Raw genomic sequence first — 13,277 nt, 5'->3', positions numbered from 1 at the left:
TATTGCTTAGCACATTCAATCGGTTAAGATTAGGCCCAGTACTTACTGGGCTTTTTTATTGATAATTAATGATTATAGAACTTTCACAAAATGACCAAATTTTAAGTAGTGATAGAATTTCTGCATATGGTGATGGTTGCTTTACGACTATGCTAGTGAGCAATACCAAGATTGAATTGCTCGAGCGTCACATAACGCGTTTACAAGATGGCTGTAATCGTTTAAAAATTCTTTTTGAAGAATGGGACAATCTACGAGTCAAACTTAATGAACTCGCAACTTTACATGCTAATAAAGTGATTAAAGCGATTATATCTCGCGGTTATGGCGGTAGAGGATATGGCACAAAAGAAGTTAAATCCCCACATTGTTATATCACTATTTCTGACGCTCCAACGCATTATTCATCACTTCAACATACAGGATTAATCCTAGGAGCGAGTTCAATTCATTTAGGTAAGCAACCTCTGCTCGCCGGAATTAAGCATCTGAATCGTTTAGAGCAAGTATTAATAAAACATGAAATGCAGGATTTATCAGTAGATGAAGTCATTGTCTGTGATACAGATTCTAAAATTATTGAGTGTTGTTCAGCTAACTTGTTTTGGCGAAAAGGAAATACGTGGTTTACCCCAAAGCTCGATGAATGTGGGGTTTCCGGAGTTATGCGTAACTATATTATTGATATTATGGTTAATAATAAGTTGAGTTTGGTCGAAACTAAACAAACAATGCAACATCTTCTCAACTGTGATGAAGCCTTTGTAAGTAACAGTCTAATGAAATTAATAAACGTTAAAGAATTTAAAATTGCAGAGCAAACAATCACTTTAAATAGCTCTGAAAATAAATTTATAAAGTGGTTTAAAGAGAATCAACAAGAGGTATCAATAAATGAGTAAGTGGTTAAAGCTATTTATTGTATCGGCTGTTTTCTCATTTACGATTCTCATTGTTTTAATTTACCAAATTAATTCTGCGTTTAATAACCCCTTAAATATTGTTGGCAGTCAGATTTTAGTAGTCGATAAAGGGCAATATGCTCATTCTGTTATTAATAAAATTCATCAACGCGGAATTCTAAAGCACCCATTGTTAGTTAAAGCCGCTTTAAAATTAGAGCCGGAGCTCAGTCACATTAAAACTGGAACTTATGAACTTACATTAGGAATGAGTGCACGAGATATGTTTAACGTGCTGTCAAAAGGGTTAGAAAAGACCTATCAAATTACCTTAATTGAAGGGTTGCGTTGGCAGGATTGGTTAATTCAATTAAATAATCACCCACAGTTAAATAAATCTGAAAAAACTTTCGAGCAGTGGATAACGACGTTTGATCCCGATTTACCCGGCGCATCCTTGGAAGGTTGGTTATTGGCGGATACATATCATTTTACAAATGGTACTGATGTAGAAGAAATCGTAAAGCGGGCTCATCAGGCGTTAAAAGATTACCTAACAAGTGCTTGGGAAACGCGGCAAGTAGATTTACCTTATGATAATCCCTATCAAGCGCTAATAATGGCTTCTATCGTTGAAAAGGAAACGGGCGTACCGATAGAAAGACCACGCATCGCAGCCGTGTTTGTTAATCGTCTAAGAGAAGGCATGCGTTTACAAACAGATCCTACTGTTATTTATGGAATGGGCGATTCTTTTGATGGTAACATTCGCCGTAAAGACTTAAGACAAGCAACACCCTATAATACCTACGTAATTAAGGGATTGCCGCCCACACCGATTGCTATGCCAAGTAGATTGAGTATTGATGCGGTGCTACATCCAATACAGTCCGAAGAATTTTATTTTGTTTCGAAAGGTGATGGTACTCATTATTTTTCTACTACATTAGACGAACATAATCGTGCCGTTAGGCAATACCAACTCAAAAAAACTAAAAGTAACTAAAAAAATGTCCGGTAAATTTATCGTTATTGAAGGCTTAGAAGGCGCAGGTAAAAGCAGTGCTATAGCTACTGTAAAAAAACAATTAGAAGCAGCCAATATAAAAGTCATTTGCACTCGAGAGCCTGGTGGTACACCCATGGCGGAATCAATTCGAGATTGTGTCAAACACGCTTGGCAAGAAAAAGTCACGATTGAAGCTGAACTATTATTGATGTACGCCGCTCGCGTACAATTACTAGAAAATGTGATTAAACCTAATCTCGCGGAAGGTACCTGGGTAATCGGTGATCGACATGATTTATCATCACAAGCATATCAAGGCGGTGGAAGAGGGATTTCAGCCGACAAAATGACAACGCTGAGTAATTTAGCGTTAAACGGTTTTAAACCTGACTTTACTCTATATTTAGATGTTGAACCTGAAGAAGGTCTAAAGCGTGCAAGAGGTAGAGGTGAATTGGATAGAATTGAATTGGAAAACCTATCTTTTTTCGAAAGAACTCGTGCACGTTATTTAGCGCTATGTAATTCGGATAATGACATTACATTGATCAATACCATGCAATCTATCGATGAAGTGCATAATGACATTAAAATTGCTTTGTCAGGTTTCTTGAAGGACACATTGTGTATCCCTGGTTAAACGGCACTTTTAGGCAGTTAGCACAACGTGCTCAAAGAAACAGTTTACATCACGCTTTATTAGTTCAAGGTCCGTCAGGAATTGGTAAAACATTTTTTTGTGATGCGTTAACAAAATCGCTTTTGTGCAAAAAACAAGAAAATGAACCCTGCGGTACCTGTCAATCCTGTCAGTTATTTAACGCACAATCACATCCTGATCTACATCGGATCGCTTCTGATAAACAGTTAGGCGTCGATTTAGTGCGTGAGGCCATTCAAAAATTGACGAGCACAGCTCATCTTTCTGGTAATAAAGTGCTTATTATTGAGCGAGCCGATAGCATGACAGAGTCAGCTGCTAATGCGCTGTTAAAGACCTTGGAGGAACCGACAGGTGACACTTATCTATTTTTGATTAGTGCCCATCCGGAAAGATTGTTACCAACGATTATTAGTCGGTGTGAAAAAGTAAATATAAGCGCTCCTAGTTTTGATGAGTGCAAACAATGGTTGAGCTCACAGAATATTGCCGGAGTCACAGATGATATTATTCGAATATATGGCCATTGTCCGCTGACTATTATTTCTCAATTAGAAAATCAGCAGAGTACAAACTACGCAGATTTTTGTCATTCAATGGAAGAAATGAAGCGTGGTAAAATGTCGGCTCTGGTACTGGCCGAAAAGTGGCAGAAAGAGTCAGATCAGATAGTTTTGTGGTTACAATATGAGCTACGCCAGATAGCGGCTGCTAACATCCATAATAGTTTATTTTGGCAAATAGAAAATAAATTGAAGCTAGCTACAGTATCGCTGCAAAATCCAGGAGTAAACAGAATACTTGTATTAACTGGATTACTATTAGATTACCAAAAATTGTAGAAATAGGAGATATTTTGTTCGTAGATTCGCATTGTCATTTAGACAGACTTGATAAAACAGATTCAGAACTTAAAGACGTTATCGCATTCGCAAAGCAGCGCGGCGTAGACCATTTTTTATGTGTAGCTGTTTCGGTTAAGGACTTTCCCGAAATGTTAGCTAAAGTAAATGACTTTCAAGATGTGTCTGTTTCATGTGGGGTCCATCCATTGCATCAAGAAGACGCATGTAGTTTCGACGAACTATTAGAAATGGCTTCTAAACCCGAAGTTGTCGCAGTAGGGGAGACAGGACTAGATTATTTCTACAGCGCAGATACCAAAGATGTGCAGCGACAATCATTTATTGATCATATTAAAGTGGCTAATCAACTATCCAAACCATTAATTATCCATACCCGTGATGCTCGTGAAGATACGCTTGCGCTATTAAATGAATATAAAGACAGTGAAACCAAAGGGGTATTGCATTGCTTTACGGAATCTTTAGAAATGGCCGAAGCGGCAATTGAATTAGGGTTGTATATATCCATTTCAGGGATAGTTACGTTCAACTCTGCAAAAGAACTGCAAAATGTCGTTAAAGCGCTACCTTTAGAAAAATTATTAATTGAAACTGATTCTCCCTGGTTAGCACCAATACCATATCGCGGTAAGCAAAACCAACCAGCTTATGTCGTTGAAGTTGCAGAATTTATTGCGCAATTAAAAGGTGTCAGCGTTAAACAATTAGCTGAAATTACAACTAATAACTTTTACACGTTATTTGATGCGATTAAACGAAAGTAAACTTTTATTCTAAATTCAAAATTCCAAGCTATAGTGTATAAACACACGCATAGTCAAGGAAGCCAAAATGAATAGAACAGTTGCAATGTTAACACTTAATTTAATGTTACCTTCGGCATTAGTTGCTGCTGTCGAATGTGAGTTTACTCACTGGCAAAATTATAAAAATGAAAAACTACTTATAAACGAGAGTAAATCTGCGTTTATATTTGCTACACAACATAAGGCTATCGATGCTGATGGTGCGCCCAATGCGTATCACCCGGAAAATATAGGGCTTGATAACTACTTAAATGCAGGATATCCAGACAGCGATTGGTGGCCGTCAGTTTTAGTCGAAGATCCAAATCATCCGAACAAGCCATACGTGCAACCAGATGGAGAATTTAAGGGATATTTCATCTCAAAAACATCCCTATTTGATAAGCAAAAATCTAAACTCGATCCGAGCCGCTACGTCGATGCCACACATTTTCCTTACCTTGTTTACCCCGGTAAATTTTATAGTAAAAAGGGTACTGGTCGTCTAGGTGATATTGGTATTGCTATCAATCTTGAAACCAACGACATTCAAAGTTTTGTAGTGGCTGATGTAGGCCCGTCTAATGCGAGTTTGGGGGAAATGTCTATGGCATTAGCAGAAGGATTGGGAGGTAAAAACGTAAATCCTCGCAATGGCGCTGGCGCACCACGAGGGAAAATACTTTACGTTCTATTTCCGTATTCTTCTAAGCAACACCCTTGGCCTTTAACGACTGAACAAATAGAACAAATAGGTGACGAACTATTAGAAAGCATTGGCGGACAAGAGCAGACGTTATCTTGTTCTACTTTATTAGAAAAGTAATGCGGATGTTGATTTTATCTAATTAGAAAGCGGATTACCTTTAGTGGTTTCTAAACGATATGAAAACAAAAACAAAAAAGTCAGATACAACATTTTTTATATTTTTTCCCACTACCACAAAGGCATTGGTCATTTCGGTTTAATTTAACCTGGCCAGTGTCTGCTAAAAGCTCTCCCTCTTTATACATCCAATGTTGATTTTCTAAGGTAAAAATTGATATCTCATGTAATAAGTTAAATTGATTTTGAAATTTAGAATAGGCTTTGAACTCTACTGTGTGATCATCAGGACAATTGACGATTTGTAACCTTAACCACGTTGTTTCTTTATCGCTTTGTTGTAGCTCTTTTACCGATAATGTATCACGTTGACTTTGCGCATAGGTGTCTAAAATATATTGATATTGCTGTGTGGCGTAGGCTGAAAAGCGAGAACGCATTAATTGTTCTGCTGTTTGTGGCCATTGTTTTTGCTGTAAGTAGGGTTCACAACAGTGTTGAAATTGAATATTACTGCCGCATAGGCACGTGTTTGTCGGCAATTGCAAAATAATTGGGTTACTTATGGTTACGAATATTGAGGAAATTTAATGTATTATGCCATTGGAAACAATCATTTCATTTCTAAAATTACTAATAAACTTTAAGGGAGAAATATGTCTGGAGAAAAAAATTTAGACAAACTGATTGCTTCAATGTCACCTGAACTCCTCGAAGACAAATACATATTTCATTCTGTAGCTGATATAGATTGGGCCAGTATCGCCAAATTAATCCCCAAGGGGGTATTTCAGGAAAAAGAGGGAATGACACTGATTATTAATGAGCAAACGGCAATAGACAGTGGGATCCACTATGACCAGTTGTATCGGTGTATTACCTTAAATGTTCATTCTAGTCTTGAAGCGGTAGGTTTAACTGCGGCATTTTCTAACGTGCTTACCAAACATAATATTAGTGCCAATGTGGTAGCGGGTTACTATCATGATCACATATTTGTTGCAGACAAAGACGCACAACGCGCATTAACTGCGCTAACCTCTTTATCACTGGAAATGGCAGCAGACACTAAACTTTAATGCCATGGACCAACAATTAAGTTTTCGGGTAATGCTGAATCTAAAGTCAAATTAATTAAGGTGACATCCTGTTGCTCACACAATGCCTTAATACGTTGTGTACGCAAGTCATCAAGTTGTAAGTTTTCCACGAATAAAACGGAGCAATTGCCAGCTAATATAATTTTCTCCATCCAACAAAACAGCCTATCGATGGTTGGTTTAGTTAATCGTATGGCTTTTTCATACTTACCAGAAAAACGGATATTGTCAGCTATCAAATACATCCATTTTGAATCAGTCAAACCATTGAGGCCGAAATGGGCCATATAGTTTTGATAGTGCAATTGATTATTGACCGGCAAAAACGGGAGTTCGGAAGAATGTACTTGTGCCATGAATCACCTCAATAGTGTATTTGTATACAGTGTTGATATATACAGTAGTACTGTATAAATAATCATGCAAGTCTTTTTTTATATTTTTTAACCAATTGTCTAAATTTTTCTTTTCTAAAGAACAATAAGAAGAGTAACAGCCCCCAATAAACAGCAGGTTGAAGTATGTCTGATTTAACTGACCAAATATAATGCAGCGCAATTAATACACCGGCGAGATACACGAAGTTATGTAATGTTTGCCATTTTCTTCCCAATTTTCTTTGCGCCCACATCGTAGATGTACAAGCAAGTAGCGTTAATATTAGAAAAGCGCTAAACCCAACTGTGATATAAGGCCGTTTTATAATCTCGGAAATGAGCAGTTGCCAAGCAAGTTGTAGTTCAAACAATATATAACTGAGAAAATGTGCTAACGCATATACGAATGCGTAAAGCCCAAGTAATCTGCGCACTTTTATCAAAATCGATTGTTTAAAATGTTTAGCGACAGGCGAGACTAATAAAGAAAGTAATAGTAAATTAAACGCACTTATGCCAGTAAAGTGTAAAATTTCTTTGACTGGATCAGCGCCTAACTGGTCATTAAAACCCAGATAAAAAAACCAGACTAAAGGCACAAGTGCAGATAGGTGAATAATGATCTTTAAATAAAAGATATGCTGTTGGATTAATCTAAACTTCACTTTAAAAGTATCGCCTTAAATCCATATTTTTATACAGGTCACTTACTTCTTCATAGCCATTAAAAGGTAATGTGGGAATACGATTTTGGTTGAAAAGACCACCACTGGTTATACGTCGTTCACTTGCTTGACTCCAACGAGGATGAGAAACGTCAGGATTAACATTCGCATAAAACCCGTATTCGTTAGAAGCAAGTCGATTCCATGTGGTGGGTGGTTGTTTATCTGTTAATTTTATCTTAACGATGGATTTGATACTTTTAAATCCATATTTCCACGGTACAACGAGTCGAATTGGCGCGCCGTTTTGTGGTGGTAGGGTTTCACCATATAGTCCGACAGCCATCATTGATAAAGGGTGCAAGGCTTCGTCGATACGCAAACTTTCCACATAGGGATAATCAATACCACCACCGACAAAACGACTTTTCTGTCCCGGCATTTGTTTTGGATCATATAAGGTTTCAAATGCCACATATTTAGCTGAGCTTAGTGGTTTAGCGCGTTTGATTAAAGCGGCTAGTGAAAATCCAATCCAAGGAATTACCATTGACCATGCTTCTACGCAGCGTAATCGATATATGCGTTCTTCGAGCGTAAAGAGCTTGCTTAAATCGTCGTAATCTAAGGTTAATGGTTTTTCGACAAGTCCTTCAACGGAAAGAGTCCATGGGTTAACGTTAAAGCTTTGTGCGTTTTCTTTAGGATCAGATTTTGCCGTTCCGAATTCGTAAAAATTATTATGCGAGGTGATCTTGTCTTGCGGAGTTAATGTTTCATCCGTTGTGCAGTCAGACGCTTTAGAAAATGACAAGGGACTTGTTTTGAACGGTTTTTCATCATCTGAAAACCAATTTAAAGCCTGCGCAGAAGGGCTGGATAGTAACGCTCCAGTCCCTAAAAAACCTAACGTTTTCAATAATTTTCTACGTTGAAGATACACATCTTTAGGTGTTACTAGATTTTCTGATAGGTCACTTTTTTTGGGTACTTTTAACAGCATACAATATCCAATTAATTAACGAATTCTACTCTATATACGATTAGAAAGTGGTTTTGGATAAAAAATTACAACGCAGTCATTTATTGTTCGTTTACTTAGGCTGTAAACTGATCATTTATATTGCCTGATTTAGGTAAAAATAAACTGCTATATAGTTTAGATGCAAATCCATCTGTCATGCCTGAAATGTAATCCGCAATGACGCGATTTCCGTTATTTTCCAATTCAGCAATACGCCACCTTTGACAGGTATTTTCTGGTAATAAACGTTCAGGATCAGATTGAATAGCTTCAAACAACTCCATAACAATTTGTTGGCCTTTATATTCGATAATTTGAATATCAGGTTTGCGAATTACGCGATTAAGTACGAACGCTTTAAAGAGACCAAGAGCGTGGTGGCAAGAAGTCGGGAACGTTGCATCGTAACGTAATAGTGGCTCGTCAAAATGTTCCGCTTTTTTGCTTATTTCTATCGACGTTATAAAACTATTAACCAATGCGCCTATGGCATCTTTGCGTTGATGATGAAATTCACTAAATAATTTCTCTGTTAACGAATCTATCTGATCGGAAAGGGAAAAATCAGAGATATCTTTGATTTTATTGGCGACTTCTTGTTGAAACTGCTCTCTATGAATGATTCCCATCACAATTGCATCTTCTAAATCGTGGATGCCATAAGCAATGTCATCGGCTAATTCCATGATTGAACAATCGAACGTTTTAAAACGTGTTTTGCTATGTTTGTCAGGAAACTGATTAAACCCCATAAAATGTTTTTTGTCGTTTTCAGACAAAGGTTCAAGCAACCAATGAAACATTGCCGAATCACACTGATACAACCCCTTAGGAGGATGCCACAAGTTGGCTTTTACTTGTCGATGAGGAACGTTTTGCGCCTCGATATCAAGATTGGTTAAGGTGTCGATAAAATTAGGGTATTTTACTAAACCTAACATAGTGCGTCGACTTAAATTCATTCCATGTTCTAAGGTATAGGGTTCTAATTTGCCGACGATTCTAAATGTTTGACCGTTTCCTTCAAAACCACCATGTCGATACATTTTATAGTGAAGCGCAATTTCGCCACCATGACCAAAAGGAGGGTGTCCGATATCGTGAGCGAGGCAAAGCGCCTCGATGAGTTGTTCATTAACATCTAATTGCTCGGTGAGATCAGGATATTTGCTGCGTAATTGTGCGGTAATACCCTGGCCAATTTGAGATGCTTCAAGTGAATGAGTTAATCGCGTACGATAAAAGTCACTCATACCCACGCCTAATACTTGAGTTTTAGCTTGCAGACGCCTGAATGCTGCTGAGTGAAGAATTCTTGCTTTGTCGCGTTGATAAGGATTTCGATGATCGCCGCTACGAATAGATTGATTCGATTCTCTTCTTTGAGTCCACATCGATTAGTTCCTTGTTACAAAAGGGCAGTAGTTAACTTTCTTCCTGACTTATTTCATCAAGACTTAATGAAAAGCTAGGTACAAACGCGTCTAAAAAGTAATTTACTTCATCCGAACGATAATCTTTGAGTATTTTATCTAACCTTTTTTTCGCTATTTCAAATTCTCTATTACCGGCAGATAATTCTTCTAAGGTTTTTAAATATGCACAAATGACATCCGCAGCTTTAATAATAAAGGCTTCATCTTTGCTGTGACGGTTATGGTCTATCAAATCAGCATAGTCTTCTTTAAATTCAACGGGGGCCATATCAATTAGCTTTTGTTCGGCGATTTTTTCAATCTTTTTGTATTCATCTTTTATGGCCGGATTAAAATATTTTACCGGTGTTGGCAGATCACCAGTGAGAACTTCTGAAACGTCATGAAATAACGCAATCGTGGCGATTTTGAATGGATCTAACTGTCCTTGGAAATGTTTGTTCTTAATCATCGCCAGTGCATGGGCAACCATGGCCACTTGCAAACTATGTTCTTGCACATTTTCCGTATTGATATTACGCATTAGTGGCCAGCGATTAATCAACTTCATGCGTGCAAGGTGAGCAAAAAAGTGGCTTCTATTTGGAGTAAGTGACATGCTTTTTTACCTTACTTGCTTGTAATACGAAAAGAAATTTCCAATTCGTTTTATGGCCATTTCAAGCTCATCTTTGTGCGGTAAAAATACCAATCTGAAATAACAACCTTCGGTAAAGTTGAATGCTTTCCCGTGAACTAACAGGATTTTTTCTTTGGTTAATAAATCCAAGATCATTTGTTCATCATTGGTGATATTAAATTTTTCTGCGTCGACTTTGACAAAACAATACATTGCACCTTTAGGCACAACGCAGCTAATACCATCAATATCGTTTAACATTTTTGATGCAATATCGCGTTGGATTTTTAATCGTCCGCCGTCAACGATTAGGTCGTTGATACTTTGGTATCCGCCCAATGCCGTTTGAATTGCATGTTGGCAGGGCACATTTGCGCACATACGCATTGATGCCAACATGTTTAATCCATCTATGTAATTTCTAGCGATTAATTTGTTCCCGCTAACTAGTAACCAGCCCGCTCTAAAGCCGGCAATTCTGTAGTTTTTCGACAGTCCACTTAGGGTAATAAAAAACAAATCATCTGCCATCGATGCGATACAGGTATGTTTTGCCCCATCGTATAAAATTTTGTCGTATATTTCATCGCTGAACACCACAAGGTTAAATTCTCGGGCAAGTTCAATTATTTGTTGCAGCAATTCTCTGCTATATACGGCACCAGTTGGATTATTCGGATTGATTAAAACAATGGCTTTGGTATTACTACTTACTTTACTGCGTATATCATCTATGTCTGGAAACCAGTCTGACTGTTCGTCACATTTATAATGCACCGGTGTACCTGAAGATAAACTAACTGCCGCTGTCCAAAGAGGATAGTCTGGACTAGGTATCAACACTTCGTCGCCATTATTTAGCAACGCTTGCATCGCCATCACGATGAGTTCGCTCACCCCATTGCCGATAAACACATCATCTACAGAAATATTCTTAATATTCTGCTGTTGATAATATTGCATAACAGCCACCCGTGCGGCGTATATTCCCGAAGCATCTGAATATCCCTGCGCTGTGGGCAAATTATGAATTACATCTTTTAATATATCTTCAGGTGCTGCAAATCCAAAAGGGGCAGGGTTACCTATATTAAGTTTGAGGATACGATGCCCTTCATCTTCCATTTTCCTAGCCGCATCAAGAATCGGCCCTCTTATGTCGTAACAAACGCCTTCTAATTTATTGGATTTACTAATTAATTTCATGCATATACACCTTAAACTGATGATACAGAGTAATACAGCACAGGGGCTGGTGTTAAGAGGGATTTAATAAATATTTTTATATATCTTTCAATTTTATTGCATAACATCTGTTTACAAACTAATCCTTGTTAATTTTTACCACTTCTTGCAATCTGAATTTGTTTACTTAACTGGGAAATATCATGCCTGTACCTTTAATATGGATAGGCGCTGGATTAGCTGCAATTTATGCAGGTGATAAAGTTCGCCAAGCAAATAAAGTCAATCGTCAATTTGTTCAGCATTATCCTGGCGAGGTTAAGTCCATCGTAAGTCCTAAAGATGGTGCAATTGTGTGTTGCGGTATATATGGTGTGTTTGAACATACTGGTATTTGGGTTGACGGTAATATCATTGAATTGAAGGGCAATGGACTTATTCGTGGTATATCCCCACAACGATTTTTAACCGGCAGAAGCGGAAATCAAATTTTTGTTTTATGTGATACTTATGCAGATCCCTTAATAGCACCGAAAGCTGTTGAATCATCTGTTGCGCGACTGTTCGAATATACGCGATACGATTTAATTAGAAATAATTGTCATCGATTTGTTAGTCAATGTGTGGCGCAAACAAATCAACCAGTAACTAGCTTTTCTGATCTGAATAGAGTTTTACACGCTTACTTTAAAACCGCACTTTGTTGGTATCCGACCAACATATCTTAACCACTTCTATATACTATTTTATTAATGTTTTGTTTTTATCTTGTTGCTATTGTGTTAATTATATTCATAGTAGTTTGCTCCTGATAAAAATTTATATAATTTAACTGCTTAAAATTTGATCTGGGGCAATGGCAAAGTGAAAATGCTTGCTTATACTTATCCATATATATGATTTCAATAATAATTGTGTTTTAAACCCCAATACATTTTTTAATCTGGAGTTGAGTATGTCCCAACATTTTGAGGAAGAACCGCATAACGCAATCACCGACAGTGGCATAGCCCGAGTCATTCCTTGCAAGAAACTAGAAGCAGGTGACCCGTTAAAATGGCTTGCTTTGGGATTTAGAGATCTGCTCAAAGCGCCTATTTTAACCGTGTTTTTCGGCGTGTTTTTCGCTTTAATTCCATGGTTAATTACTTACGCAGTGGCGTTGACCGGATGGCATTTAGTGATATTACCAGCCATGGTATGTTTTATGTTGATTGGCCCGTTTTTAGCTGCCGGACTATATGACATTAGTTGGGAACTAGAAAAAGGACACACTCCAAGCTTATGGCATGCTGTCAAAGCAGTAAAACGTAATGCGGTAAACGAATGGGGCTTTGGCATATTATTAACAGTGTTGATGATATTCTGGTTAAGAGTCGCTTCGATGATACATGCACTATATCCTGCCTATTTGGGAGATAATTTAGAAGAATTATTGCCATTTCTAGCATTGGGTAGTGTAGTGGGTGCTGCCTTCACTGCAATCGTATTTTTCCTTAGTGCCTTTACGCAACCCATTTTAATAGAGAGAAAGGTCGATCTTGCTACTGCGGTGCTAACCAGTGTTAATGCAGTTTGGTTGAATAAAGGCCCTATGTTTATTTGGGCAATGATTATATTCACCGCGGTAGTGATAGGTTTCCTCACCGGTTTCATTGGTTTTATCTTGTTGATGCCGTTGATAGGCTACGCTACTTGGCACGGATATATTGATACCATTGAAGTTAAAAGAGCGCGTAAATACGAATAAAAGTATATAAGAATTTGAAGGGCCTAATAATCTAGGCCCTTTTTGTTGGTTTTTTGAAATTTATAGACTAAC

General features: G+C 37.7%; 16 protein-coding genes. 9 read left to right on the top strand and 7 right to left on the bottom strand.

Annotated elements, in window-relative coordinates; translation table 11 throughout:
• Positions 1 to 68 precede the first annotated feature (68 nt).
• The 6 genes from pabC to GLIP_RS10750 all read left to right on the top strand — a co-directional run bounded on the left by pabC (position 69) and on the right by GLIP_RS10750 (position 5,049).
• The gene (pabC, locus tag GLIP_RS10775) at positions 69 to 902 is read left to right on the top strand and encodes an aminodeoxychorismate lyase (protein WP_008844661.1); all 834 of its coding nucleotides are present in this window, start codon (positions 69 to 71) and stop codon (positions 900 to 902) included.
• Positions 895 to 1,908: an endolytic transglycosylase MltG gene (gene mltG, locus GLIP_RS10770; protein ID WP_008844660.1), complete on the top strand. Its 1,014-nt coding sequence runs from the start codon at positions 895 to 897 to the stop codon at positions 1,906 to 1,908. The genes pabC and mltG overlap by 8 nt, the downstream gene beginning before the upstream one ends.
• 4 nt (positions 1,909 to 1,912) lie before the next feature.
• A complete protein-coding gene (tmk, locus tag GLIP_RS10765; protein WP_008844659.1) occupies positions 1,913 to 2,551 on the top strand; it encodes a dTMP kinase in 639 nt (212 codons plus the stop codon).
• Positions 2,536 to 3,414, top strand: coding sequence for a DNA polymerase III subunit delta' (gene holB / locus GLIP_RS10760; protein ID WP_008844658.1), 879 nt, complete (start codon positions 2,536 to 2,538; stop codon positions 3,412 to 3,414). The genes tmk and holB overlap by 16 nt, the downstream gene beginning before the upstream one ends.
• 14 nt (positions 3,415 to 3,428) lie before the next feature.
• Positions 3,429 to 4,202, top strand: a complete 774-nt coding sequence (locus GLIP_RS10755) for a TatD family hydrolase (protein WP_008844657.1) — start codon at positions 3,429 to 3,431, stop codon at positions 4,200 to 4,202.
• Positions 4,203 to 4,269: 67 nt separating this feature from the next.
• A complete protein-coding gene (locus GLIP_RS10750; RefSeq protein ID WP_008844656.1) occupies positions 4,270 to 5,049 on the top strand; it encodes a glycoside hydrolase family 75 protein in 780 nt (259 codons plus the stop codon).
• Between the two features lie 80 nt (positions 5,050 to 5,129).
• Here the strand turns inward: GLIP_RS10750 and GLIP_RS10745 are convergent, their stop codons facing one another.
• Positions 5,130 to 5,591, bottom strand: coding sequence for a YchJ family protein (locus tag GLIP_RS10745; protein WP_153886323.1), 462 nt, complete (start codon positions 5,589 to 5,591; stop codon positions 5,130 to 5,132).
• Positions 5,592 to 5,705: 114 nt separating this feature from the next.
• Here GLIP_RS10745 and GLIP_RS10740 point away from each other — a divergent pair, with 114 nt between their 5' ends.
• Positions 5,706 to 6,128: an ACT domain-containing protein gene (locus GLIP_RS10740; protein WP_008844654.1), complete on the top strand. Its 423-nt coding sequence runs from the start codon at positions 5,706 to 5,708 to the stop codon at positions 6,126 to 6,128.
• Here the strand turns inward: GLIP_RS10740 and GLIP_RS21450 are convergent.
• The 6 genes from GLIP_RS21450 to GLIP_RS10710 form a co-directional block, all read right to left on the bottom strand.
• Positions 6,125 to 6,505: a hypothetical protein gene (locus tag GLIP_RS21450; RefSeq protein WP_008844653.1), complete on the bottom strand. Its 381-nt coding sequence runs from the start codon at positions 6,503 to 6,505 to the stop codon at positions 6,125 to 6,127. The genes GLIP_RS10740 and GLIP_RS21450 overlap by 4 nt on opposite strands.
• 62 nt (positions 6,506 to 6,567) lie before the next feature.
• Positions 6,568 to 7,191: a protein-methionine-sulfoxide reductase heme-binding subunit MsrQ gene (gene msrQ / locus GLIP_RS10730; protein WP_008844652.1), complete on the bottom strand. Its 624-nt coding sequence runs from the start codon at positions 7,189 to 7,191 to the stop codon at positions 6,568 to 6,570.
• 1 nt (position 7,192) lies between these two features.
• Entirely contained in the window at positions 7,193 to 8,194 is a 1,002-nt protein-coding gene (gene msrP, locus GLIP_RS10725) for a protein-methionine-sulfoxide reductase catalytic subunit MsrP (RefSeq protein ID WP_008844651.1), read from the bottom strand.
• A 95-nt stretch (positions 8,195 to 8,289) separates the two neighbouring features.
• Positions 8,290 to 9,609, bottom strand: a complete 1,320-nt coding sequence (locus tag GLIP_RS10720) for an anti-phage deoxyguanosine triphosphatase (protein ID WP_008844650.1) — start codon at positions 9,607 to 9,609, stop codon at positions 8,290 to 8,292.
• A 31-nt stretch (positions 9,610 to 9,640) separates the two neighbouring features.
• Positions 9,641 to 10,249 carry a 5'-deoxynucleotidase gene (gene yfbR, locus GLIP_RS10715; protein ID WP_008844649.1) on the bottom strand — a complete coding sequence of 203 codons (609 nt, stop codon included), beginning with the start codon at positions 10,247 to 10,249 and terminating at the stop codon, positions 9,641 to 9,643.
• Between the two features lie 6 nt (positions 10,250 to 10,255).
• Positions 10,256 to 11,476, bottom strand: coding sequence for a pyridoxal phosphate-dependent aminotransferase (locus GLIP_RS10710; RefSeq protein ID WP_008844648.1), 1,221 nt, complete (start codon positions 11,474 to 11,476; stop codon positions 10,256 to 10,258).
• A 182-nt stretch (positions 11,477 to 11,658) separates the two neighbouring features.
• On the opposite strand from GLIP_RS10710, the gene GLIP_RS10705 reads away from it, so the two are divergent.
• Together GLIP_RS10705 and GLIP_RS10700 are read left to right on the top strand one after the other, a co-directional pair.
• Positions 11,659 to 12,183, top strand: a complete 525-nt coding sequence (locus GLIP_RS10705) for a hypothetical protein (RefSeq protein ID WP_008844647.1) — start codon at positions 11,659 to 11,661, stop codon at positions 12,181 to 12,183.
• Positions 12,184 to 12,410: 227 nt separating this feature from the next.
• On the top strand, positions 12,411 to 13,205 hold the full coding sequence (locus GLIP_RS10700; RefSeq protein WP_008844646.1) for a DUF2189 domain-containing protein: 795 nt from the start codon (positions 12,411 to 12,413) through the stop codon (positions 13,203 to 13,205).
• The last annotated feature ends 72 nt before the right edge of the window (positions 13,206 to 13,277 follow it).

The sequence above is a fragment of the Aliiglaciecola lipolytica E3 genome, assembly GCF_000314975.1.
Taxonomy (GTDB): Bacteria; Pseudomonadota; Gammaproteobacteria; order Enterobacterales; family Alteromonadaceae; genus Aliiglaciecola; species Aliiglaciecola lipolytica.
The sequence above is the reverse complement of the archived record's forward strand: the minus strand, read 5'-3'. Positions and strand labels throughout refer to the sequence as shown.